Consider the following 25,276-nt stretch of genomic DNA (forward strand, 5'->3'; position numbering starts at 1 on the left):
AAAAAAAGGACTAAATCTTATAAGATTTAGTCCTTTCTTATTATCCAGTAAATACCTGAAATTTTAATTCTGCGCTACATCAAGTTTTTCTCTATCCATTCCTTTAAATACATAGCACCAATTCATATCCTTTAAGACGACATCATCACCATAATCACGGTATTCTTTATGAAATGAATTCATAATGTCTTCTTTCTTCAGTTCAAAAGAATTATAGCGGTAATCAAGATTTTTATTTATTTCTGACTGAATTGAATAGGAATATTGATTACTATCTAAAATATTCATATACGCACTTGAGAACTCAATACTATCCTCGTCATAAGCTATAACTTTCACTATGATTTCTGCAGGACGGCTATTGGTGTCTGAGCATTCAAAGGCTTTAAATTTATAATAATCTCCAGTCGTTGGGTATTTAACGCGCATTTTCTGATTTGCCTGCTCTGCATAGAATCTATTTTCCCATTTGATATCTTTCATCTTTTCATTTCCGAAAAAAGACACTCCAATAAATAGCGCCAAAAAGATAAGAGCAAATGAATACCAAGGCGTTTTTATATCATCTCTTTGTGATAGTACATGCTGCAATTCAAGTGGCATTTCGTACATATTACTATCACCTTCTTTTCTAACAACATAGGCTTTACCTATAGGAAAGAAAGGAATCCAAAATAAATGAAAATAACGCTGACGTACTTCTAAGGTTATTTTTTGATCTCCTGGGTTTTCTGGAATCCCTAGTTCTCTTGGTGAAAAACTTTTTATTTTAAAATTATTATGTCCGAATACTATCATACTAAAGGTTTATTGGGTTTGGTTGCTTCTAAGCGAACGCAAACCAACCCCATTTAGTATTTATTTTCGATGAACACCAACTATTGCTATCAATAAGTATATTTACTACTGTCTGTTTTTAAATTTCAAATTCATTACAATTGAGACTCCAGGTTTGCTCACAAGCGAGAATTTACCTTTGGTTTACTTACAACCTCCCGCTAGGTCAGAAAATTTGCGGTGCGAGTGCAATTTTCGCGCTAGCGGGGATATTTATTTTAAGCCTAAATGTTCCTCAAATTCTTCTGATAATTTTACTTGCCATATGCCATGAATATATAGCACGTTGTCATCATCTCTTCCTGATTCACTTCGTTTTGCATACATCGCCATATAAGTTGCATTGCATTTTATACAATTTTTGAAACTAACATCGCAGGTTGCTGATTCAGAATTTTTATTTAAGGTAATGCCTAATGCGAAAGTTTCTTTAAATCTTATTGTTAGATTAAATATTTCCTTAAATTCGGATAGATATGTATTATCTATGTCGTAATTGACAAGCCTTTTTTTTTGGGTGTCCTTTCTTGTATGTACGGTATCTAATTCTAAAACACTATTATCATTAATACATTGTATTTGGATTATTGGCCAGGAACCGCCATCTGGATATTTAATTTCTTCTTGAATGTTCACTTTTTCAGCTGTTATCCTTGGAAACCATTGGTCTCGATCATTTATAGCTTTGTAAAAAGGTAAACTATTTATTATTTTTATGTGTATAGTATGGTTCATTGGGGACTATTGTTTTTCATAAATATGAAGTATATTTCCAGGTACTTTAACTCCTACCATAGTATCATTCGCTTTTATTTGTGAAACAAAATCCTTATTAGTCTTAGTTGGTTTCTTGTTAAAATCTCGCAACATTTCTGTTTTGAATTTTAGTTTATTTGTTTCTAAATCAATAATACCCCAAGAGCTATATATATCCTCTCCCTTTTTAACTAAGGCCACATATAATTCATTTTTATGAAAATATGGAGTGCATTGAGTTTCAAAAACAAAATCGCCTAATTCATCAGATAAATCTATACGTTCTATTTCAAAAGAATCTTTATTCATAACCTGTACTATTTGACTGGCACGGCCAACCGAATATATCTTGCTTTCGTGATCGAAAATATTTGGACCAAAGGCGTTCGTTGCAAAAACACATTCTCCTGAATTTATATCCACCACTCGAAAGCCATAGCTGTTCCAGTTTTTATCATTTGCATATATGTAGAGATAATTCACACCTATGAGGAGTTTATTAATAGATGTAATTTCCTTAAAAGAATATTCAGCTATGTTAGTTTCCCATAGAACTTGTTGTGATGATAATGAAATACAGGTAAAAGTTGTGCCTTTTAATAATAATAAAGAACCATTTGAAAGTAACTTTGCCAAATCATGATTGTAATTTTCAAAGACAACTTTGTTAGTTAGTGCTTTGTATAAATAAAGATATTCAGTTTCGCCTCTAATCTCTTTAATAAGAATTCCAACATCCAAAATAAAATCAACAATTTGCCGTAAATAATTTTTATTAAATAATATTTTAATCTTTTCTTGAAATAAATCGTTGTACACGATTGCAAATTCAATGTTCCAAATTATATTATATCCATTGATTACAGATAAAACAAACTTATTCGAGATCTCAAATTTTGTGTCTTCTAAAGTTGAGGAAGTTATAATTTTTATAATGTAATCAACTTTATAAAAAATGAAATTTTTATTAATATAAAAATCTGGTGAAATATTTTTAATTGTTTTTTTTTAGAGATAACATTTACTTAAAAATTTTATTAAAATTTCCGTTTACCAATTGGATAATATTTTGATCAGTTATTTCCCCGATCGGCAAAGTCTCCCAGCTTTGAGGCTACACTGTTTGAAATGTTCAATTCTTTTTAGTATTTAAAATTACTTTCGCTCTCCCGGCTTATAGGTTTCCTTTGCTCTTTTCAACACATCATCTTTATAAAAAGCGACGTCTTTAAATTGCATCGCAGCATAGCGTGCTATTTGATCATCAAAATGGGGCGATTTTGGATCTCCACTTTGACCGCCTGCCAGCATACTTTTTGCTTTTACCTTAGCTCCAAACTCTACAACAGCCACAAAACTATTACCTCTAGTCCCGTAGATTTTTTTAGTATCATTGGTATAACTTACTCCATATGCTGCCAATGCACCCCACCTACCCGAAGCAAACCCTATAGGAATACTTGGCAAACTATCGTTAAAAGCCTGACGAATATCTCCGTTTAAGCGTTGATACCTGTTTACTTCTCCCCAAGGCGTATTCCAGGTGCCAAAATCTTCCTCTAATTTTTCTAGTACTGCTTTGAAAACCCTTAATCGCTCTTCAAATGGTGTATCTGTACCAAAATAATTTAAGCGCTCCATATCACTAAAACCCTTGGGTGCTATTGCTATTTTGCCATACATAGTGCCATAATAATGTGCTAAAGTCATGGCTACAGATTCTTTAGCCGTTTTTAAATTCCAAGATCTAAGTACTTCTATTGGAGCTCCTAATTCTTTGGTTTTATCTGCCTTATCATATGCCTCTACCAAGCCTGGAATTAATTTTTCAAATGCGGGCAAATAGGGATCGTGTGCTAATTGTATTAAACTATCTATGGTATACCCACTTCTATCAGTCAGTAAATTAATGGCATGAACCCCTCTGAAATTCTCTTGATCTCTAGACATATATTTTGGATACTCTTCCTTTTTAGGGCTAAATTCTAAGGCTGCTGTAAAAGGAGTGGAATTACAATTCTGAAACCATCCGTTCTCAGGATTTAAAATCAGAATATTTTCATCAACAGTATGCAAACCTTGCCAATCTGTTTTAGGGTTACTCCCATCAACAGGCTGCGTATAATCATATATTGTATCGCGTTTCGGGACAAAATTTCCATGGAAATACGCAATATTCCCTTCCGCATCTGCATAGACGGTATTATTAGAGGAGTTGGTTCTTATATCCATCATTTCTCTAAAACCTTTATAACCCGTCTGTTTTGTACGGATATAAGATTGCTCTAAAGCTTTTACAGGTTCCCACATCATTGCAGAAGCCGTCCACTGGCCATCTACCATATGCGTAATTGGCCCGTGGTGTGTTCTATAGGTTGGCACGTTCTTTTCTTTAATACTATCTCCTACTTTATATTTGAGAATGACTTCTCCAACCGTTACTGGTCGTAATTCTTCACCGTATTGATACACCAATTGATCGTCAACCTCTAGAATAGTTTCTTTAAACTCATCCATCACATCAGTATACGTGGAAGTATGCATCCATCCAGTTTTTTCGTTAAAGCCTTGATACACAAAAAACTGACCCCAAGTTACCGCTCCATAGGCATTTAAGCCTTCTTCACTTACCACATGCACTTCGCCTCTAAAGAAAAATGAGGTATGTGGGTTGATTAACAACAACGGATTTCCTGATTGGGTTAGTTTACCTGAAATGGCGATTCCGTTAGAGCCTTGTGGTTCTGCCATTTCTTCAACCTTTTTTAGTTCTAGTTGTTTAAGTTTTGGAAATTCCATTCCGCTTTCATAAAAAGCCTTTATCTTACTACTAGATATCCGTTCAATATCGCCACCAATAGAGCCTTCACTAAAATACATTGGCATCCAAGGTTCAAAATGGGTAAGCAATTTTGGTTTTACTTCTGGGTGTGTTTCTAAATAATAATTAATACCATCAGCAAATGCATCACATAATTTCTTTAACCATTCTGGGCTATTCTCATAATTTGCTTTCGCCTCGTCTTCTGTCATGAATAGTTTAGCCCGCAAATCACTATACAAAGCATCTTCTCCTTCTACTTCTGCCAACCTACCTGTGGCCCAGATATAATTTTGTTCCACCCTATTAAAATCATCTTCACATTGTGCGTACAAAAGTCCGAATACCGCATCGGCATCCGTTTTCCCATAAATATGAGGCACTCCAAAATCATCTCTAATAATTTCTACATGGGTAACATAGTTTTTATATTGATCTGCTACAGCATTATTTTTTGATTCGGAAGAACAACTTAGCAAAGTCATTACAAAAATTAGCAAAAGACAATTTTTCATTGGAAAAGGTTTAAGGTTGATGAAATGAAAATAAAGGTCTTGGTGATTAAATACTAATTTTCAACTAAAAAAAACCTAGCAGCTTCTTCTAAGCCTATTTCCAATCAATTTAAAGTAACTTTGCATTTCATTTATTTATCATAATTCTCAAGCATGGCAGAAAAAAAAGTTAGCATTCTTACCGCATTCAAAACAATTATTTGGCCTAGAAGAAATCTTGTATTTATAGGACTTTTATTAATTGTAATTAGCAAAGCTGCAAGTTTTGTTGCCCCTATGTCTCTTAAGTATTTAATGGATGATATTATTCCTAATAAGGATATTCACCTATTAAAAATATTAGTTGGCGTTGTAGCGCTAGCTATACTAGTACAAGCCATAACTTCTTTTCTATTAACAAAAATATTAAGTGTACAAGCGCAATATTTAATCTCAGAATTAAGAGCTCAAGTACAAAAAAAGGTGCTTTCCTTACCCATTCGCTTTTTTGATAATGCAAAATCTGGTGCATTAGTTTCTAGAATTATGTCTGATGTTGAGGGGGTACGAAATCTAATAGGCACAGGTTTAGTACAATTGGTAGGCGGATCTATAACCGCGATAGTTGCCTTAATTTTATTGTTAAAAACTAGTGTTTCCATGACCTTATTTACATTAGTACCCTTAGCCATATTTGCAATAATAGCCTTAAAAGCTTTTAAAGTGATCAGACCTATATTTAGAAATAGAGGAAAGATCAATGCCGAAGTAAAAGGCAGATTAACAGAAACCTTAGGCGGTGTACGCGTCATTAAAGGGTTCAATGCTGAAGAACAAGAGAGCAAGGTTTTTGAAGAAGGGGTAGATAAATTATTTCAAAATGTAAAAAAGAGTTTAACAGCTACCGCATTCATGACTAGTTCCAGCACCTTCTTATTAGGTATTGCCACTACTGGAATTATGGGTATTGGCGGCTATAAAATTATGATGGACCAACTCACCATTGGTGAATTTTTAACTTTTACTTTTTTATTAGGATTGATGGTAGCTCCGATTGTACAGATGAGTAATGTTGGGAGTCAACTAACCGAAGCTTTAGCTGGGCTAGACCGTACGGAAGAGTTAATGAATATGACACCAGAATCTGATGAAGAGAATAGAACTATCGTTTTAGAAAATATAGACGGAGATATTATATTTGATGATGTATCTTTTGCTTATGAAGAAGACAAAGATGTATTGCATAATATAAATTTTGAAGTCAAGTCTGGAAATGTTGTTGCCTTAGTGGGTAGTTCTGGCTCTGGAAAATCTACGATTGCAGGCTTAGCTGCTACCTTTCTAAATCCGGCATCAGGTAAAATTACCATTGATGGCCATGATGTTTCTAAAGTAAATTTAAATAGCTACCGACAGAATCTTGGTGTTGTTTTACAAGACGAATTCTTGTTTGAAGGCACCATTCGTGAGAATATCTTATTCCCTAGACCAAATGCTTCTGAGGAAGAATTGCAAGCTGCTGTTGAAGCTGCCTATGTAAATGAATTCACAGAGCGATTCGAAAAAGGATTAGACACCTTAATAGGCGAACGTGGTGTAAAATTATCTGGGGGTCAGCGCCAAAGAATCGCCATTGCAAGAGCTGTTTTAGCTAATCCTAAAATTTTAATTTTAGATGAAGCTACTTCTAATCTAGATACAGAAAGTGAGGCTTTAATTCAAAAAAGTTTGGCTAGTTTAACCGAAGGAAGAACCACTTTTGTAATTGCCCACAGGTTAAGTACCATCCGAAAAGCAAATCAAATATTAGTCATTGAAAATGGCCGAATTGCCGAGCAAGGGACGCATGATGACTTAATTGCTAAAGAAGGGCGTTACTACAATTTATTTACCTACCAAGCTAGGATATAAGGGCATAAAAAAGGCTAGTTTAAAACGATAAGATCATCTTAAACTAGCCTTTTAAATTTTTTTGTTAGCGCTTAACTCTCAGGAGCCAATTCTAATTCTAGCCCTTCTAAATCTTCAGAAAGGTGTATTTGACATCCTAAACGGCTGTTATCTTTTACATAAAATGCTTCTGCTAACATAGCATCCTCATCATCAGACTTTTCAGGCAATGCTACATCATTTAAAACGTAACATTGACAAGAAGCACACATTGCCATACCACCACACACACCAATAGTACCTTCTGGAGCTAATTCATATGCACGAACCAATTCCATAACATTCATATTCATATCTGTTGGCGCATCTACCTCATGCGTAACTCCTTCTCGGTCTGTGATTTTTATTTTTATATCGGCCATGGTTATATCCTATTAAAAATTCCCGTAGTCATTTTCAAGACTAAGGGAATTGTACTTTATATTTTTATAAAACTAATTAAGCAACATTAATCACCTCTTCAATTTGAGGGGCGTACTTTTTTATGGTCATTTCAACACCACTTTTCAAAGTCATTTGATTTACAGAGCACCCAATACAAGCACCTTCTAATCTAACTTTTACAGAAGTATCGTTATCTATAGAAATTAATGAAATATCACCTCCATCACTTTGTAAAAAAGGCCTAATTTCTTCTAGCGCTTTTTCTACATTTAATTTTACTTCTTCTGATGTCATAATTATTTCTTTTTTACTGGCGAGCACCCCGCCATAGTCGTTATTTTAATTGCCTCTGTAGGTGGTAACTCTTCATTTCTACTTACCACTTCTTGTACCACGTTTTTAGTGATTTCTTCAAAAGCATTTGCTATAGGCGTACCTACTTGCATTGCTGCTGGCCTACCTACATCTCCCGCTTCACGTATACTTTGTACCAAAGGAATCTCTCCTAAGAAAGGCACTTTTAAGTCTTCAGATAAATGCTTAGCACCTTCTTTTCCAAAAATGTAATATTTATTATCTGGCAACTCTTCTGGAGTAAAATACGCCATATTTTCAACGATACCTAATACAGGTACGTTAATAGAGTCTTGTTGAAACATAGCAACACCTTTACGAGCATCTGCTAAAGCTACCTCTTGCGGAGTACTCACTACAACAGCGCCAGTTACCGGCATGGCTTGCATGATACTTAAATGAATATCTCCTGTTCCCGGAGGTAAATCTATTAACATAAAATCTATTTCTCCCCAGTGTGCATCAAAAATCATTTGATTTAATGCCTTAGAAGCCATTGGCCCTCTCCAAATTACCGCTTGGTTAGGTTGGGTAAAAAAGCCAATAGAAAGAAGCTTAACGCCGTAACTCTCTACCGGTTTCATTTTAGATTTCCCTTCTATGGTTACCGCCAAAGGTTTCTCCATAGCAACATCAAACATAATAGGCATTGATGGCCCGTAAATATCCGCATCCAACAAGCCTACTTTAAAGCCCATTTTTGCTAAGGTTACTGCTAAATTTGCAGTAACGGTAGATTTCCCTACACCACCTTTACCTGATGCTACGGCAATAATATTTTTTATTCCCGGAAGTGGCTTCCCTTTAATTTCGTTAGTCTTGGGCTTATCTGCAGCAGCAGGAGCTTCAACTTTAACATTAATCTTTATTTTTGCTTTTTCGTAAACCTCTTTATGGATGATTTTTAAAATCTCTACTTCGGTTTTCTTTCTTGCTTGAAGACTTGGGTTTGCAATAGTAATATCTACTTCAACCTCATCACCAAAAATCTGAATATTTTTTACAGCACCGCTTTCTACCATGTTTTTACCTTCTCCTGGTACTGTAATTTGTTCTAAAGCTTTAAGAACATCTTTTTTTTCTAATTTCATCTGAGTGTTTTACTGCTGTTTATTTGTAAGACGTAATTTTCATGAATTCATTTCAAAAAAACTCAAAAAAGAGTCCGATAATTACGCTATTAAATTCCGATGTAACAAATTGAAATTTATCCTACAAAGATACGGTTTAGAAAGTATATTAAGAAAACTAGAAATTGAAATATAACATTGTTAGATAAGATTCTTCTATTTGGTACGCGATCCTATTGGTTATGTTCGAAACGCACGATTACAGCGCTGTATCTAACTCTAGAAAAGGATCCCAAAAAAGAGTGTCCAGATTCTGAATCTGATTTTCTACCACCTCAACGCCTTCACTCTCTAAAAGTTGCTGCATGAGATTGGTGCCATCAAAATGGTGTTTCCCAGTTAATAACCCTTGTTTATTGACCACCCTGTGCGCCGGAACATCTTCTAAATTATGAGATGCATTCATGGCCCAACCTACCATTCTTGCACTTCTTGCTGCTCCTAAATATTTTGCAATAGCCCCATAGGAAGTTACGCGGCCATAAGGTATTAACTTAGCCACTTGATGTACTTTGTGAAAGAAATTTTTAGATTCTTCTTCCATTTTTATTGGTTAAATATTCTGAACAATGTAATTATAAACAAAAGCCCCATTAATCCGCTCAAAATATAATTAGAGTTTCTTGAAAAGGTATTGTTCTTTGTTTCTAATTTAAAGAAATATAGGGTATAAAAATAAAGTACGGCAAAGGTGCCTGTACCCGCTGCCAATATAAATATCACAATATCGGTAAGCTCAAACTTAATCCACCCAGAGGCTTTCCACATGGCATTAAGTCCGCTGTAATACGGAATTGTAAGTAAGTTTATGGCCGCAAGAAGAACGCCTTTGAAAAAGCTATTCTTTTTACTAACATTAATAGTTTTCTGCTTTTTGGGTTTATTTCTCTTTCCTAAGATAAAGAAATACACACATAAAAAAGCAAATACGACAAGTGCTATTTTTAATAAAACAGCAACTACCTCCGGATGATTGTGTAAATACTTAGAAATAAGCACGGCAATATAAGCCTGAATCATAATCATGGTAGAAACACCAAGACTAAAAATAATACCGTTTAATTTTCCTTTTTCAACGCTTGTTTTTGCCGCATTCATATTTAACAACCCAGGTGGCACGGTAGCTATAAAGGCAGCCGAAAAGGTCGCAAAAAATAAAATAAGCAAATGCGTCATTGGTTAATTGACTTTAAATTGAGTAAAAGTAATAGGTTTTCCTTTCTCAAGATACTGATTTTCGTAGAAGGTTTGTATGGTTAAAACTTCCTTAGGACTTCCTTCATTCTTATACACATCATGATTGGCGTAAATTACTTCAAGGCCTAAACCGTGTAAGAGCCCTAGGGTATAGCCGTGCATAAATTCGCTATCTGTCTTCAAATTTACAACACCATCTTTGTTTAAAATATGATTGTATTTATCTAAAAACAGCTTATTGGTAAGTCTATGTTTTGTGCGCTTGTATTTAATTTGCGGATCTGGGAATGTAATCCAAATTTCAGAAACTTCATTCTCTTCAAAAAGTAAATCAATTAACTCTATTTGGGTTCTTAAGAAAGCTACATTATCTAAGCCTTCTTCTTTTGCTGTTTTAGCACCACGCCAAAAACGTGCTCCCTTAATATCAACACCTATAAAATTTTTATCTTTATTTTGTTTTGCTAAACCAATGGTATACTCACCTTTACCACAACCTAACTCTAAAACAATTGGATTATCATTCTTGAAAAACGCACTCCATTTTCCTTTTAAATCACACAACCCCTTCTGAACATCGTCTCTATCAGGCTGAAGAACATTTTCAAATGTATCGTTCTCTCTAAACCTTCTTAACTTGTTTTTACTCCCCACTTTTGCAATATTAATTGAATCGGCAAAACTACTAAAATCTTAGCATTAAGAATGATGCAATGTGGAGAATATCTAAACAAAAGAATCTTTAACCTTTTACAGCCGTTTCTTTGGGAGCTACTTTCTCTAGAGTAAACGAGAACTCAGACCCTACACCTAGTACGCTCTCTACGTAAATACGTTCATTATGCGCCTCAATAATATGCTTCACGATAGACAAGCCTAAACCAGAACCGCCCTCTTCTCTACTACCACTCTTATCAACACGATAAAAGCGTTCAAAAAGTCTTGGTATATTCTGTTTTGAAATTCCTTCTCCATTATCCGTCACCCTAACAATCACCTTATTTTTAATAAGATTCTCTACACTTACTTCTGTAGTACCATTTTCGTGACCATATTTAATAGAGTTCACTAGTAGGTTTGTAACTACTTGTTGAATTTTCTCTTTATCTGCATTCACCAAAATAGGCGTCTTATATTTCATATCAAAGGTGAGTGAAATATTCTTTTTAGCAGCTTTCATTTCTAAAAGATCAAACACATTTTGGATTAATTCTACGATATTAAACTCACACAACTCCACATTAAGGTCGCCTACTTCTAACTTAGTAATTAAATCTAAATCTTTAACAATGTAAATTAAACGGTCTACTCCTTTACTTGCGCGTTGCAGGTATTTTTTTCGAAGTGCTTTGTCATCCGCAGCACCATCTAATAAAGTAAGAATATAGCCTTGTACTGTAAACAATGGCGTTTTTAATTCATGGGAAACATTTCCTATAAAATCACGACGGTATTCTTCCCTGATTTTAAGTGTATCTATTTCTATTTTCTTGTCTTTTGCAAATTTTTCAATTTCAGAAGTAAGGGTACCCATATCTGTGGTTACCGTTCTAGAAGCCAAACTAGAAGACTCTAACAACGATACATCGTCGTAAATTCTTTTGATTCGTTTATAGATAAACTTTTCTACTCGGAGTTGAATTACAAAAAAACAAATGTTAAACGTAATAAGCACAAACACAGTTAGAAGCAACCAATCTAATTCATTCTTAAGCCATAAGAAACTGCCCAAAAATAATGTCAGCGCTACGGTAATATAGGTTGCTGAACGAAATGCAAATTTGTATGATTTTTTAAAGGATATCGCCATTATAACACAAACTTATACCCTACGCCTTTTACTGTTTTAAAATGATCATCTCCTATTTTTTCACGAAGCTTTCTAATATGTACGTCAATAGTTCTACCGCCCACAACAACTTCATTACCCCAGACTTTATCTAAGATTACCTCTCTTTTAAAAACTTTGTTGGGTTTAGATGTTAGTAATGATAACAACTCAAACTCTTTTCTTGGTAGAATTAGTTCTTCACCGTCATTTACAATCTTATACTCTTCACGGTTTATGACAATGTTCCCTACTTTTACAATATCTTCTGCAGCAGCTTCTTCATCTTTTAAACGTCTTAATAAAGCCTTTACTTTACTCACAAAGACTTTTGGCTTTATAGGCTTGGTAATATAATCATCTGCACCAGCATCAAAACCTGCTACTTGCGAGTAATCTTCACTACGTGCCGTTAAAAAGGTAATAATGGTTTCTTCTAAACCTGGCGTATTTCTTATGATTTCACAAGCTTCAATACCATCCATTTCTGGCATCATGACATCTAATATAATCAAATGTGGCTGTTTCTTTTTTGCCTTAGCTACTCCTTCCACACCGTTTTTTGCAGTAAACACATCATAGCCTTCTGCACTTAGGTTGTAGCTTAAAATCTCAAGAATATCTGGCTCATCGTCTACCAATAATATTCTAATGTCCTTTTTTTTCATTTGATACTTAAATTAGATTCTGGTACTTTACACGGCACAAATCACACTTTTATCACTGTATATCAATAACTTGCAACTGCCACCACTAAAGTCTCTTAGTTGGTTAATCGCTCAAAAGTAAAGATAATACAATTACGACTAAAGCCCTTAACATTGATTTAATATCGTAACATTAAGATAACACTTAAAAAATAAATCTTTAACATACAGGTAACATCACTTTTACCCTATCGAACGTTCTTTGCCGCGTAAAAAGACAAAAACAAAATGAAGTATTTATTAGTATCACTATTCTTAATAGTATCCACTTTATCATTCGCGCAAGACAAAGGAAGTGTTGTGGGTACGGTAATTGATAAAGAAGCAGGGGATGAACCTTTGGCATTTGCCAACGTATTAATAAAAGGAACAACAAAAGGAACCACTACAGATTTTGACGGTTTGTATGAAATAGCAAATGTTGATCCTGGAACCTATAGCATTGTGTTTAGTTATTTAGGGTATGAATCTGTAGAAATCCCTAATATAGCTATTGAGGCCGGAAAAGTAACAACTATCAATGTACCTCTAGCAGCTAGTGAAGGGATGTCTCTAGATGAAGTTGTGGTAACTACCACTGCTAGAAAAGATTCTGAAGCAGCTTTATTATTAGATCAAAAGAAATCTGTAGACATTACAGTTGCTATTGGAGCTCAAGAGTTAGGGAAAATTGGTGTTACTGACGCAGCTACTGCTACCACCAAAATTTCAGGTGTAACAAGCAGTCAAGCCTCAGGAGATGTTTATGTAAGAGGTTTAGGTGATCGCTATCTAAGCACAACCCTTAATGGATTACAAGTACCCTCTGATAATGTGGACCGTAAAAATATCGCTTTAGAACTTTTTCCAACGAGTGTTCTCCAAAACGTTAGCGTAAGAAAAACATTCTCTGTACAAAATACAGCCGATCAATCTTCGGGTACTGTTAATATTGCATCAAGGGAATTATCTGGAAGCTCTGAGTTTTCTGTAAGTCTATCTGCAGGGGGTAATACAAATGTACTTAAAAACGGGGTTTACGATAATTTTAAAGTAAGTCCTAATTATAGCAATACAACTTTAGGTATCTACAATGAAAACCCATTATTACAAACTCAAATTATTCAACAGTCTTGGAATACTGAGAAGCTAAACAATCCTATCAATTATTCTGCCTCTTTAACCGCAGGGAAAAAGTTTTTTGAAAATAAACTAGCTATACTTTTAACAGCATCACATTCTAAATCTAATGAATACCAACAAGGGACTTTTAAACAATTTAGATCCAACTTTATAGAAGACTCTATTAATGATGCTACAACCTATACTACGAACATTATAAATACTGCTCTTCTAGACGTAGTTTTTTACGCTAATGAGAAAAATAAAATAAAATCAAGCACTTTCGTTGTAAACAAATTTAGCGACCAAGTTTTTGAAGCTGGTAGAGATGGAAAAACAGTAATATTCGAAGAAACAGAACCTGCTGAAGGTTTATCTCAATTTATAAGAGACCAGAACTCAAAGCAAACACAACTTTTTGTAACACAGCTTATAGGATCACACAAAATAGGCGAAATAAATACTATTGAATGGGCTGGAGGTTATAACTTCTTAAATGCTGATGAGCCAAATAGAATCAGAAATGAAATAAATTTTGATTTTGATGGCACTGAGATAGAATTAGCGAGAAGAGGCGATTTCCAACAAAGAAAATCTAGTCAAAAAATTAATGATATAGAATACAATGGGTATTTGAAAGACATTATAAAAATAATAGACGAAGAGGACAGAAACTTTAAAATTGAAATAGGAGCAAATTACAGAAACAAAGAACGTGACTTTAGTTCAGAATTTGTTGGTGTAATTGAAGCCTCTGGTAGAACTGTAACTCCTACTTCCTTAGATGATCTTGGAAGTGTTTTTACCATACCAAATTTTAACGATGGTAACTTAAGATATAGATTATTGGGCGCTAATGCGAAAGGTGCTCGAGAAGATATTTATACAGGTAATTTAGAATCGTACGCTGGATATGCAGATATTAATGTTGGTTTAAAAAAATGGAACTTTAATGCTGGGCTGAGATTTCAAAAAGATGATTTGAGCGTAAATTACGATATCGGTAACCTTGGAATCTCTAGATTAGGAAGTAGTGAACAAGATTACAATAGAGTATACCCAAGCTTAAATGTTAAATATAGCGTAAACGACAACAATGCCTTTAGATTTGCCGCAAGTCAAACTCTAACATTACCGGAATTTAAAGAAATTGCTCCTTTTCAATATGTATCTCCTACCAACCAAATTACTGCTGGTAATCCAGATTTGAGAGCATCTACAAACTTTAATTATGATATTAAATGGGAGAGCTACCCGTCTATAGGTGAATTAATTTCTTTTGGAGCCTTTTATAAGAAAATTGAAGATCCAATTAATAGATTGAGGCAAAGGAGTGCTTCTGGTGTATTCTCTTATTTCAACTCAGGTGAAAAGGCAGAGGTTTTTGGTTTAGAAGCTGAAACTAAATTTGATTTGATAAAAGCTACCACAAATGATGAAGATGGAAATTTATCTGGTTCTGAATTAAGTTTGGTGTTTAATGCAACGCGCATGTGGCACACCCAAGACTTAAAACAAATTATTAATGAAGATGGAACTGTTGGAGAAAGTTTTAGGTACAAAAACATTACAGAGACTGATTTACAAGGAGCATCAGACTGGATATTAAATTCTAGTATTAACTTTAATACTGCTGGTGAAAATCCTCTTGCTGCATCACTTACAGCCAACTATGCATCAGATAAAATTTATGCAATTGGTGTCGCAAACACGCTTACAAGTAGCGATTTTGATTACGACGACGCTATTATTGAAAAAGGCTTCGTAACACTGGATGCTGTGGTTAGCAAAGAAATAAATGAGCACTGGAAAGTTAAACTGGTAGGAAGAAACTTATTAAACCCAAACATCAAGCAAACTCAAAATATTTTAACTAACGTAAGAGATTTTAGTCAATTAAGTAGTTCTACTACACTAGAAGAACGCCAAGCAATGAATATTCCATTAATGGAACAGGAAAATACCGTATTGGCATATAAACTTGGAATTAATTTAAGCATAGGCGTAAGCTTTCAATTTTAATTTAATTAATAATCACTAATATATTTAAAAATCAATCTTATGAAAACGAACTTTTTAAAATTCTCTTTTATCTGTTCAGCAGTTTTTGCTTTAGCATTAACTAGTTGCAGCAACGATGACGATGAATCTAATCCTGCCGATTTATGTAGCAATGGTATTTTAGATGCTGGTGAAGAAGGTGTTGATTGTGGTGGTACATGTTCAAACTCATGTCCTGATGCCGCAACGAATTTAACAGGAGAGCTTACTGAAGACAGAACATTAGACCCGAGTTTAGATTATGTATTAACGAATAGCTTTAGCGTTGCTTCAGGTGTTACTTTAACCATACCTGCTGGAACTAAAATTACAGCAAACGTACAAACTGGTACCGAAACTAATACTTACATCGTAGTTCAAAAAGGTGGTAAGATTGATATTCAGGGCACGGAAGCTAATCCAGTTATCATGACATCTACTAATGCTACACCTGGTGATTGGGGTGGTTTAGTAATTTTAGGAGATGCTACAACTACAAAAGGTGTTGATGCTACTGCCGAAGTAGGAGACTTTAAATATGGTGGAACTAACGATACTGATAATTCAGGATCTATCCAGTACTTAATCATTAACTACGCTGGCGCCTCTATTAATGCTGATTCTCAATACAATGGCCTTACACTTTATGCTGTTGGTTCTGGAACAACTGTAGAGAATGTAGCCATGTTAAATGGTACTGATGATGGAGTTGAATTCTTCGGAGGAACTGTTTCTGCGACTAATATGTATATGGAAAACAACGAAGACGATTCAATCGATTGGACTGAGGGATGGAACGGTACTTTAACTAATGGTTATATTGTTCACACTATAGAAGATTTTTCTACAGTTATGGAAGGTGATGGTGATAATAATAATCCTAAATTTGTGAACATCACAGCTATTTCTACAGTAGGTGGTACTGCACTTCAGTTTAAAAAAGAATCTGGAGGAACAATTACTGGCTTATCATTATCTGGTTACGATACATCTTTAGATTTCCCTCAAGATGGTTCATTATCCAATGTTCAAATTGATGGAGCAGATGCAAATCCTTCTTTAACTTATATCGCTTCTCCAACAGTAGACGTTGCTTTATTCGCATGGGTTAACTCTTCTATTGCTATTGAAAATAGTGTGTTAAGTGGAACAGTATCAAGCGATATGACATTAGATGCTAATGTTCCTTATTTCTTAGAAAATGCTTTAAGCGTAGAATCAGGAGTAACATTAACAATTCCGGCCGGAACTATTATTACAGCTAAAGTTGAAGCTGGTACTGAAACAAATACTTATATTGTAGTTCAAAAAGGCGGTAAGATTGATATTCAAGGTACAGAAGCTAATCCAGTCGTTATGACTTCCGCAAATCAAACGCCTGGCGATTGGGGTGGTTTAGTTATCCTTGGTGACGCAACTACAACAAAAGGTGTTGATGCTACTGCTGAAGTAGGTGATTTTAAATATGGTGGTTCAAACGATGCCGATGATTCAGGATCTATAAGCTACTTAGTTATTAATTATGCAGGTGCTTCTATCAATGCTGATTCTCAATACAATGGTCTTACGTTATATGCTGTTGGTTCTGGAACTACAATTGCAAACGTTGCAATGTTAAACGGTACAGATGATGGCGTAGAGTTTTTCGGAGGAACGGTTTCTGCTACTAATATGTATATGGAAAACAATGAAGATGATGCTATTGACTGGACAGAAGGTTGGAATGGTACTTTAACCAATGGTTACATTTCTCATACTATAGAAGGTTTTTCAACTGTAATGGAAGGTGATGGAGACAATAACAATCCTAAGTTTGTAAATATCACGGCTGTTTCTACTGTAGGCGGAACTGCGCTTCAGTTTAAAAAAGAATCTGGAGGAATCATTACTGGTCTTTCTTTGATTGGTTATACAACTATATTAGATTTCCCTCAAGGTGGTGCATTTGCAAATGTTCAAATTGAAGGTGCTGATGCTGATCCTAGTCTATCATATGATGACGCTGCTACTGTAGATGTTGCTACATTTGCTTGGGCAAAATAAGACTAAACAATTAAATATACACCTAAAAGCCTCACCATCGTGAGGCTTTTTTATATCTTATATTCTACAAAATTCGATGAAATATCCTTACAAGAGATAAATAGTACGTATTTAATGCTTTTTATCGAAAATTTTTGATTTAATTTTAACATTACATTTCTGTACTACTAAATTTAGTATCTTCGTGGTATACTATTTGTTATTAGCAACATATGAAAAAACTTTACTTTATCATTCTTTTCTGTATTGCATCTCTTGGTTATAGCCAGGACACGCCTACTAATGGAGATATTGAAGGTTTTAAATTATACCCTAACCCTGTTACCAGCGGAAAAATCTTCATCAATACTGCTCTAAATGCTCCAAAAAAAGTTTTAATTTTTGACGTCTTAGGGAATAAAGTAATGGAAGCTACTATTATTGGCACCGAGTTAAATCTTTCGGATATTGACGCTGGCATCTACGTAATACGGGTCTACGAAAAAGATAAAATGGTTACGAGAAAACTTATTGTTAAGTAAGCTCCACACTTAGTACATTAGTACATCTACATAATTACCCTACATACCGCAGTCCTAAAACCTACGCGACTATTCTATTTAAAATCCTGATTTACAATAAACAAAGCCTTTTAAAGGTTAAAAAAGTCAGTTTACCTACAATAATATGGGTTTCACAACATTTAGTATTGCTCCCTATACTCTTTTCCTATTTTTACATCAGTTATCCCAACCAAATCACATATGACGAAAATTTACCTAATCCTACTTATGGTTTTTACGTTCTCGCTATCTGGACAAGAGCCTATAAAAAAGAGCACGAACAACAATGAGATTGCAGGATTTAAATTATACCCTAACCCTACATTTAATGATGTTGTATATATAACAACAAAAGAAAATTTAAGTAAGACAGTGCAGGTATATGATTTACTGGGCGAACTTGTATTACAAGCACATAGCCATTATAAAGAATTAAACATTTCCAAACTAGACGCTGGCGTATACATTGTTCAGGTTACAGAAAATAACAAGACGTCATCTAGGAAGCTAGTTGTAAAATAAACCAAACCAACCAATACCATCAAAAACTCTTTTTCTAGTATTGAAAAAGAGTTTTTGTTTTATAGACCAATGAGTATGTTTACTTTTGTACTCGTATATTTTGGTTATGGACGTTTCTTCAATTTTTACTATTCAATCACAGGCAGATTTTGATGCTGTAGCCCTACAAGTCTATCGCCACCAATACAGACATAACCTTGTTTATAAAGAGTTTTCAGACTATTTAAAAAAAACACCAGAAAAGATCACTAGCGTTCAAGAAATTCCTTTTTTACCTATTGAATTTTTTAAATCGAAAAAAGTGGTTTCAAGTACTGAAAAACCCGAAATACTTTTTACAAGCAGCGGTACCACAGGCACCTTAACAAGCACGCATTACGTTACAGATGTTGCGCTGTATGAAAAAAGCTACCTAAAGGCCTTTACTCATTTTTATGGCGCTATAGACACCTATTGCATTTTAGCACTACTTCCTTCTTACTTAGAGCGCCAAGGCTCGTCATTAATTTATATGGCCGATGATTTAATTAAAAGAAGTAAGCATCCCGAAAGTGGTTTTTATTTAGATACTATTGAGCTCCTAGTACAAAAGCTTAGAGAATTAGATGAGTCAAACACTAAAATACTTTTAATTGGAGTTTCTTTTGCCCTTTTAGATATCGTTGAGAAGTACAAACTCGACCTTAAAAATGTAATTATCATGGAAACTGGCGGTATGAAAGGTCGCCGAAAAGAAATGATCAGAGAGGAACTACATGAAACACTAAAAGAAGGCTTCGGCGTGCAAAAAATTCATTCGGAATACGGAATGACGGAGCTACTATCCCAAGCATATTCTAAAGGAGATGGTATTTTTGAAGCCCCAGCCTGGATGGATGTTCTCATAAGAGATCCGGAAGATGCACTTAGCTACCAAAGTACAGGAAAAACCGGTGGCGTAAATGTTATAGATTTAGCCAATTTAAACTCTTGTTCGTTTATTGCGACACAAGATTTAGGTAAAAAATATGACAATAATACCTTTGAGATATTAGGTCGTTTTGACCATTCAGATATTAGAGGTTGTAATTTATTGGTGTTATAAACTTATTTTCTTGCATACCTATACGTAACCTCATCATCTGCTATCATAGGTTCATCAATATAGGTCAATGTTAATACATCATCCTCGACGACGTACGTATACTCCTGATCCGTATCCTGTAAACTTATAATACCCTCTATATTCGTATAGCTGTAGGTTCCTGCGATATGAAAATAATAAGTAGTCTCATCATTTTCTATTATAACACTATGATCCTCTTCTGAAAAATTTAAGGTATGCACGCTAAAATCTACATCTTCAGGAAAGCCACAAAAGCAAATTACGTCTGTTAACACCCATTCTCCAGACAAGCTTTCATCCTGCGTAAAATCATCATCATTATCCGTACAAGCGGTACAAAATAAAAACACACCTAAAACAAAAGTTACTATTCTCATAAGGTCTTTTATTTTAGATGTGAATTCTCTTTAAGGGTTGCGTTTTTATTTCACGAGTATCACGAAGTAATTTTTCTTCCCTCTTTGCAAAAGAACAAATTTATCATTGATTAAATCTTCCTTTGTAATTACGTAATCTTCCTTGACCTTTTCTTTATTTACCGAGATAGAGTTTTGCTTCAGTTCTCTTCTCGCCTCCCCATTAGATCCTAAAAAGTTAGTCTTCGCCGCTAAAGCCCCAATCATATCTAAACCTTCTTCAACATCGGCCATAGTTACCTCTGCTTGAGGAACGCCTTCAAAAATGTCTAAGAATGTTTTTTCATTTAATTTCTTTAAACTTGCGGCTGTAGATTTCCCAAAAAGAATTCCACTTGCCTCCACAGCGTTATCAAGATCTTCTTGCGAGTGTACCATCACAGTAATCTCATCTGCTAAACGTTTTTGAAGCACACGTAAATGTGGTACTTCTTTATGCTCCGCCACCAAAGCTTCTATTTCCTCTTTAGCGATAAAGGTGAATATTTTTATATATTTCTCAGCATCCTCATCAGAGGTATTCAACCAGTATTGGTAAAATTTGTAAGGTGACGTACGTTCAGCATCTAACCAAACATTACCGCCTTCTGTTTTTCCAAACTTAGTACCATCTGCTTTTGTAATTAACGGACAGGTAAGCGCATAGCCTTTACCGCCACCAATACGCCTTATAAGCTCTGTTCCCGTGGTTATATTACCCCACTGGTCACTACCTCCCATTTGCAAAGTACAATTGTGTTCTTTAAAAAGATGTAAAAAGTCATACCCTTGAACAAGTTGGTAGGTAAACTCTGTAAACGACATTCCTTCTTTCGCTTCCGAAGAAAGACGTTTTTTAACAGAATCTTTCGCCATCATATAATTTACGGTGATATGTTTCCCCACATCACGGATAAATTCTAAGAATGAAAAATCTTTCATCCAATCGTAATTATTGACAAGAATAGCTGCATTATCTGCATCACTACTAAAATCTAAAAAACGAGAAAGCTGTGCTTTCAAAGCATCTTGATTGTGACGTAAGGTTTTTTCATCTAAAAGGTTACGTTCTGCAGATTTCCCCGAAGGATCTCCAATCATCCCTGTAGCACCACCAATAAGCGCATACGGCTTATGGCCTGCTAATTGAAAATGGCGCAACATCATTACTCCCACTAAATGCCCTATATGTAACGAATCTGCCGTAGGATCTATACCAACATAAGCCGATTGCATTTCATTCATTAAATGCTCTTCTGTTCCTGGCATGGCATCATGTAACATGCCTCTCCATTTTAATTCTGCTACAAAATTAGTTTTCATTAGTGTACTATTTTTTAATGTAGCTGCAAATATAAAAGAATGTAGTGTTTTAGCGGTGTTTAAACTTGAATAAATAACTTACAATTCCGTATTTTTAAACCATGATTTTAGTCACAGGCGGTACAGGTTTAGTTGGGTCACACCTTTTGTTTGAATTAACAAAAACAAATGCGAGTATACGCGCCATCCATAGAGAAGGAAGCGACTTAAAACAGGTAGAAAAGATATTCTCTTACTACACTAAAAATTTTAAAGAACAGTTTCAAAAAATAGAATGGGTACTTGCGGATATTAATGATGTGCCTGCCTTAGAAATAGCTTTTGATACCGTCACACATGTATACCATTGTGCTGCTTTAATTTCTTTTGACCCTAAAGATTATGATCGGCTCTACAAAATCAACTGTGAAGGCACAGCAAATATTGTAAACATAAGCATTGCTAGTAATATTAAAAAACTCGTTTATGTAAGTTCTATTGCCACCATTGGGCAAGAAATTAATTCTAATATTGCCAATGAATCATCTGATTGGAATGCCAAAGACGCCAATGTGTATGCTCTTACCAAGTATGATGCAGAAATGGAAGTTTGGCGCGGCTCTCAAGAAGGCTTAACTGCTCTTATATTAAATCCTGGAATTATTTTAGGACCTGGTTATTGGCATTCTGGTAGTGGCGCAGTATTTCAAACAGCTGCTAAAAATTATGCCTATTATCCTCCTAGCGGAACAGGGTTTATCAGTGTAATAAATGTTGTGAAGTTATTAGTATTAGGTATGAATTCTGAACTACATAAAGAACGGTTTATCGCCATAGCTGAAAATAAAACCTACCGGGAAGTGTTACACCAAATCTCCAATAGCCTAGGAGTTAAACCTCCCCATAAAGAATTAAAAAACTGGCACTTAAGTCTTTTATGGCGACTAGATTGGCTTGCAAGCTTCTTCTCTAACAAAGAACGAAAATTGACCAAGAACAGCGCAAAATCACTCCAAGAGCAAAAACAGTATGACAACCAAAAGATCAAAACTGCTTTTAGCTACACCTTTGAACCCATAGACAAGGTATTAGATTTTTGTACAGAACAATTTAAAAAAGAAACTTCTTAATTCGCTTTTGACTTAATAGGTTTGCCCGCTTTTATACTATCAAGTTTTTTAGGCTTACGTACACGCTCAATACTATCTAAGGTTCGCTGCTCTTTTTTAGCATCATCTATTACCTTTATATCCGCTTTTAATTTTTCTTCCACACTTTTATAGATCTCGCCATATACCGCAGGATAAGAGGCATAATACACATCGCTCTGCACAAATTGCAAACTATCTATATCATGCTTAGTATAAATGTATTTCATGGCCTCTATTTTGTTCTCTTTTAGCACATCTACACTTGTATTCTTTGCCGCCGTGACCAATGCTAAGTCATACAAAATTGCAGACATCTTATCTTTCGCAATAAGATTTTCTGGCGGATTGATTAATTCCTCCTTACAAGAAACCATCAAAGCCAAAACACATAAAAAAAGGATTCTATACATAAATTATCTATTGAAGGTAAGGCGTTTGGCATTTCGCTTCTCGGAAATAACTCCGTTTTCATACGCCAAATGTCCGTTTACAAAAGTATGTGATATTTTCGATTGAAAAGCAGTTCCTTCAAAAGGAGACCAACCACATTTGTACACGATATTTTCTTTGGATACGGCCCAAGAATTATTTAAATCTACCAAAACTAAATCTGCATAATACCCCTCACGCACATACCCTCTCCTATCTATTTCAAATAAGATAGCAGGATTGTGGCACATCTTCTCCACAATCTTTTCTAAACTTATTTTACCTTCATGGTATTTCTCTAACATAGCAGGCAAAGCATGTTGTACTAATGGCCCTCCAGAGGGTGCCTTGGTATATACATTATCTTTTTCTTCTAAAGTATGTGGTGCGTGATCTGTTGCTAAAACATCAATTCTATCATCTAAAAAAGCATCCCATAATTGCGATCTATCTTCCGCAGTTTTTACTGCCGGATTCCATTTAATTAAAGACCCTTTAGTTTTATAATCTTCCTCCGAAAACCATAAATGATGCAAACAAACCTCTGCCGTAATTTTCTTGTCTTTTAAAGGAATATCATTTCTGAACAGAGCTGTTTCTATTCCTGTAGACAAATGGAACACATGAAACCTTGCTCCAGTTTGTTTCGCCAATGCAATGGCTTTTGACGAAGATAAATAACAGGCCTCTGCACTACGTATAATTGGGTGATACTCCATTGGAATATCATCCCCGTATTGTTCCTTGTACTTGGCTAAATTATTTTTTATTGTGGTCTCATCTTCACAATGAGCCGAGATCACCATTTCGGTATTTCTAAATATCTTTTCGATAACCTCCTCATTATCTACTAGCATATTTCCTGTAGAAGACCCTAAGAATAGTTTTACGCCAGAACAAGCATTTTTATCAAGCTTTTTAAGCTCTTCTAAATTGTCATTAGTCCCCCCAAATAAGAAAGAATAATTAGCATAAGCGCTTGCTGCTCCTAAAGAAAACTTATCTTCCAATTTCTCTATGGTCGTGGTTTGCGGGTTTGTATTAGGCTGTTCCATAAAAGTAGTAATCCCACCGGTAACTGCCGCCCTACTCTCACTAGCTATATTGCCCTTGTGCGTTAACCCAGGTTCTCTAAAATGTACTTGATCATCAATTACCCCAGGTAAAAGATACTTCCCCGAAGCATCGATAACAGTCGCTGTAGCATCAGAAATAGTAGCATCTATTTTTTGAATAATATCGTCTTGAATAAGAACATCTGCTACTTGCAGTTTATTTTCATTGACGATAGTAGCATTCTTTATTAAAAACTTGCTCATGCTTTAAATTTATTTTTTCTAAAAAAACTCATCCATTTCATTTTAACTACTCCAAAAATAGCTTCTCGAAAAATAGACGAATTCATTTTTGATTTCCCTAATACACGATCTGTAAAGACAATGGGTACTTCTACTATTTTAAACTTATTTAAATGCGCTCTAAATTTCATTTCAATTTGAAACGCATAGCCCACAAAATGTACTGCAGACAAATCTATAGTTTCTAAAACTCTTCGTTTATAACAAATAAATCCTGCGGTAGGATCATGAACCATCATTCGCGTAATAATTTTCACATAAAACGATGCTCCATAAGACAACAACACACGATGTAAAGGCCAATTCACTACATTGACCCCTTTTATATATCTAGACCCTATAGCTAAATCTGCCCCATCTACACAGGCCTGATGCAGGCGAATAAGATCTGATGGGGTATGCGAAAAATCTGCATCCATTTCAAAAATGAAATCATATTTTCTTTCTATTGCCCATTTGAAGCCATGAATATAAGCCGTACCTAAACCGGCTTTTTCTTTTCGTACTTCTAAAAATAATTTTTCAGGAAACGTTTTTTGTAGTTCTCTAACTTTATCAGCCGTTCCATCTGGTGAGTTATCATCCACGATTAACACATGAAACTCTTTCTTTAAATTAAAAACAGCTTTAATAATAGCCTCTATGTTTTCAATTTCATTAAAAGTTGGAATAATAACAAGCCTATCTATCATAAAATAAATCTATTCTTGCAAAAATAGTTTTTTTATAGTGGTAACGAAATGTGCTCATATTATTTATGATTTTTTTGTCAAAAAAGTCCATTTAAACAATTAATTAAAAGCCTATGTCTTATAATTTGTAATTTTGCC

24 protein-coding genes are annotated in these 25,276 nt (G+C 34.7%); 7 read left to right on the forward strand and 17 right to left on the reverse strand.

The window, feature by feature from the left end; all coding sequences use genetic code 11:
• Nucleotides 1-63: 63 nt before the first annotated feature.
• The 4 genes from BLQ19_RS10550 to BLQ19_RS10565 all read right to left on the reverse strand — a co-directional run bounded on the left by BLQ19_RS10550 (nt 64) and on the right by BLQ19_RS10565 (nt 4,929).
• Nucleotides 64-798, reverse strand: coding sequence for a hypothetical protein (locus BLQ19_RS10550; protein WP_025613829.1), 735 nt, complete (start codon nt 796-798; stop codon nt 64-66).
• A 252-nt stretch (nt 799-1,050) separates the two neighbouring features.
• Entirely contained in the window at nt 1,051-1,572 is a 522-nt protein-coding gene (locus BLQ19_RS10555) for a hypothetical protein (protein ID WP_074538327.1), read from the reverse strand.
• Nucleotides 1,573-1,578: 6 nt separating this feature from the next.
• On the reverse strand, nt 1,579-2,412 hold the full coding sequence (locus BLQ19_RS10560; RefSeq protein ID WP_074538328.1) for a hypothetical protein: 834 nt from the start codon (nt 2,410-2,412) through the stop codon (nt 1,579-1,581).
• A gap of 336 nt (nt 2,413-2,748) precedes the next feature.
• Nucleotides 2,749-4,929 carry an acylase gene (locus tag BLQ19_RS10565; protein ID WP_074538329.1) on the reverse strand — a complete coding sequence of 727 codons (2,181 nt, stop codon included), beginning with the start codon at nt 4,927-4,929 and terminating at the stop codon, nt 2,749-2,751.
• A 153-nt stretch (nt 4,930-5,082) separates the two neighbouring features.
• On the opposite strand from BLQ19_RS10565, the gene BLQ19_RS10570 reads away from it, so the two are divergent.
• Nucleotides 5,083-6,819, forward strand: a complete 1,737-nt coding sequence (locus tag BLQ19_RS10570; RefSeq protein WP_029445015.1) for an ABC transporter ATP-binding protein — start codon at nt 5,083-5,085, stop codon at nt 6,817-6,819.
• Between the two features lie 71 nt (nt 6,820-6,890).
• Here BLQ19_RS10570 and BLQ19_RS10575 read toward each other — a convergent pair whose 3' ends face one another.
• From BLQ19_RS10575 to BLQ19_RS10610, 8 genes are all read right to left on the reverse strand, one after another.
• Nucleotides 6,891-7,220 (reverse strand): 2Fe-2S iron-sulfur cluster-binding protein, encoded by a 330-nt coding sequence (locus tag BLQ19_RS10575; protein ID WP_024479084.1) that lies wholly within the window; start codon nt 7,218-7,220, stop codon nt 6,891-6,893.
• Between the two features lie 76 nt (nt 7,221-7,296).
• A complete protein-coding gene (locus BLQ19_RS10580; RefSeq protein ID WP_024479085.1) occupies nt 7,297-7,536 on the reverse strand; it encodes a NifU family protein in 240 nt (79 codons plus the stop codon).
• Between the two features lie 2 nt (nt 7,537-7,538).
• Nucleotides 7,539-8,687: an Mrp/NBP35 family ATP-binding protein gene (locus BLQ19_RS10585; RefSeq protein WP_025613831.1), complete on the reverse strand. Its 1,149-nt coding sequence runs from the start codon at nt 8,685-8,687 to the stop codon at nt 7,539-7,541.
• Nucleotides 8,688-8,925: 238 nt separating this feature from the next.
• The gene (locus BLQ19_RS10590; protein ID WP_029445016.1) at nt 8,926-9,270 is read right to left on the reverse strand and encodes an MGMT family protein; all 345 of its coding nucleotides are present in this window, start codon (nt 9,268-9,270) and stop codon (nt 8,926-8,928) included.
• 2 nt (nt 9,271-9,272) lie between these two features.
• Nucleotides 9,273-9,902 (reverse strand): LysE family transporter, encoded by a 630-nt coding sequence (locus tag BLQ19_RS10595; RefSeq protein ID WP_025613833.1) that lies wholly within the window; start codon nt 9,900-9,902, stop codon nt 9,273-9,275.
• A 3-nt stretch (nt 9,903-9,905) separates the two neighbouring features.
• On the reverse strand, nt 9,906-10,577 hold the full coding sequence (trmB, locus tag BLQ19_RS10600) for a tRNA (guanosine(46)-N7)-methyltransferase TrmB (RefSeq protein WP_024479089.1): 672 nt from the start codon (nt 10,575-10,577) through the stop codon (nt 9,906-9,908).
• 88 nt (nt 10,578-10,665) lie between these two features.
• Complete coding sequence (locus BLQ19_RS10605; RefSeq protein ID WP_074538330.1) at nt 10,666-11,733, reverse strand: sensor histidine kinase; 1,068 nt, start codon at nt 11,731-11,733, stop codon at nt 10,666-10,668.
• Entirely contained in the window at nt 11,733-12,419 is a 687-nt protein-coding gene (locus BLQ19_RS10610) for a response regulator transcription factor (RefSeq protein ID WP_024479091.1), read from the reverse strand. Before BLQ19_RS10610 ends, BLQ19_RS10605 begins: the two co-directional genes overlap by 1 nt.
• Nucleotides 12,420-12,686: 267 nt before the next feature.
• Here BLQ19_RS10610 and BLQ19_RS10615 point away from each other — a divergent pair, with 267 nt between their 5' ends.
• The 5 genes from BLQ19_RS10615 (at nt 12,687) to BLQ19_RS10635 (ending at nt 19,790) form a co-directional block, all read left to right on the forward strand.
• Nucleotides 12,687-15,581: a TonB-dependent receptor gene (locus BLQ19_RS10615; protein ID WP_024479092.1), complete on the forward strand. Its 2,895-nt coding sequence runs from the start codon at nt 12,687-12,689 to the stop codon at nt 15,579-15,581.
• Nucleotides 15,582-15,620: 39 nt separating this feature from the next.
• Nucleotides 15,621-17,642: a beta-helix domain-containing protein gene (locus tag BLQ19_RS10620; protein ID WP_074538331.1), complete on the forward strand. Its 2,022-nt coding sequence runs from the start codon at nt 15,621-15,623 to the stop codon at nt 17,640-17,642.
• Nucleotides 17,643-17,854: 212 nt separating this feature from the next.
• Nucleotides 17,855-18,163, forward strand: a complete 309-nt coding sequence (locus tag BLQ19_RS10625; protein WP_024479094.1) for a T9SS type A sorting domain-containing protein — start codon at nt 17,855-17,857, stop codon at nt 18,161-18,163.
• Between the two features lie 222 nt (nt 18,164-18,385).
• Nucleotides 18,386-18,706 (forward strand): T9SS type A sorting domain-containing protein, encoded by a 321-nt coding sequence (locus tag BLQ19_RS10630; RefSeq protein ID WP_024479095.1) that lies wholly within the window; start codon nt 18,386-18,388, stop codon nt 18,704-18,706.
• Nucleotides 18,707-18,812: 106 nt separating this feature from the next.
• The gene (locus tag BLQ19_RS10635; RefSeq protein WP_074538332.1) at nt 18,813-19,790 is read left to right on the forward strand and encodes a LuxE/PaaK family acyltransferase; all 978 of its coding nucleotides are present in this window, start codon (nt 18,813-18,815) and stop codon (nt 19,788-19,790) included.
• Nucleotides 19,791-19,792: 2 nt separating this feature from the next.
• Here BLQ19_RS10635 and BLQ19_RS10640 read toward each other — a convergent pair whose 3' ends face one another.
• Together BLQ19_RS10640 and tyrS are read right to left on the reverse strand one after the other, a co-directional pair.
• Nucleotides 19,793-20,188 (reverse strand): hypothetical protein, encoded by a 396-nt coding sequence (locus BLQ19_RS10640; protein ID WP_074538333.1) that lies wholly within the window; start codon nt 20,186-20,188, stop codon nt 19,793-19,795.
• Between the two features lie 45 nt (nt 20,189-20,233).
• Entirely contained in the window at nt 20,234-21,529 is a 1,296-nt protein-coding gene (gene tyrS, locus BLQ19_RS10645; protein ID WP_074538334.1) for a tyrosine--tRNA ligase, read from the reverse strand.
• 101 nt (nt 21,530-21,630) lie between these two features.
• Here tyrS and BLQ19_RS10650 point away from each other — a divergent pair, with 101 nt between their 5' ends.
• The gene (locus tag BLQ19_RS10650) at nt 21,631-22,638 is read left to right on the forward strand and encodes an SDR family oxidoreductase (protein WP_074538335.1); all 1,008 of its coding nucleotides are present in this window, start codon (nt 21,631-21,633) and stop codon (nt 22,636-22,638) included.
• Here BLQ19_RS10650 and BLQ19_RS10655 read toward each other — a convergent pair.
• The 3 genes from BLQ19_RS10655 to BLQ19_RS10665 are packed head-to-tail and all read right to left on the reverse strand — an operon-like array spanning nt 22,635 to nt 25,138.
• The gene (locus BLQ19_RS10655; RefSeq protein WP_029447852.1) at nt 22,635-23,069 is read right to left on the reverse strand and encodes a DUF4296 domain-containing protein; all 435 of its coding nucleotides are present in this window, start codon (nt 23,067-23,069) and stop codon (nt 22,635-22,637) included. The genes BLQ19_RS10650 and BLQ19_RS10655 overlap by 4 nt on opposite strands.
• Before the next feature lie 3 nt (nt 23,070-23,072).
• Nucleotides 23,073-24,407 carry a dihydroorotase gene (locus BLQ19_RS10660; protein WP_074538336.1) on the reverse strand — a complete coding sequence of 445 codons (1,335 nt, stop codon included), beginning with the start codon at nt 24,405-24,407 and terminating at the stop codon, nt 23,073-23,075.
• A complete protein-coding gene (locus tag BLQ19_RS10665) occupies nt 24,404-25,138 on the reverse strand; it encodes a polyprenol monophosphomannose synthase (RefSeq protein WP_025613843.1) in 735 nt (244 codons plus the stop codon). The genes BLQ19_RS10660 and BLQ19_RS10665 overlap by 4 nt, the downstream gene beginning before the upstream one ends.
• Nucleotides 25,139-25,276: the final 138 nt, after the last annotated feature.

Origin of the sequence: Cellulophaga baltica (assembly GCF_900102165.1) — a bacterium.
Lineage (GTDB): Bacteria > Bacteroidota > Bacteroidia > Flavobacteriales > Flavobacteriaceae > Cellulophaga > Cellulophaga baltica.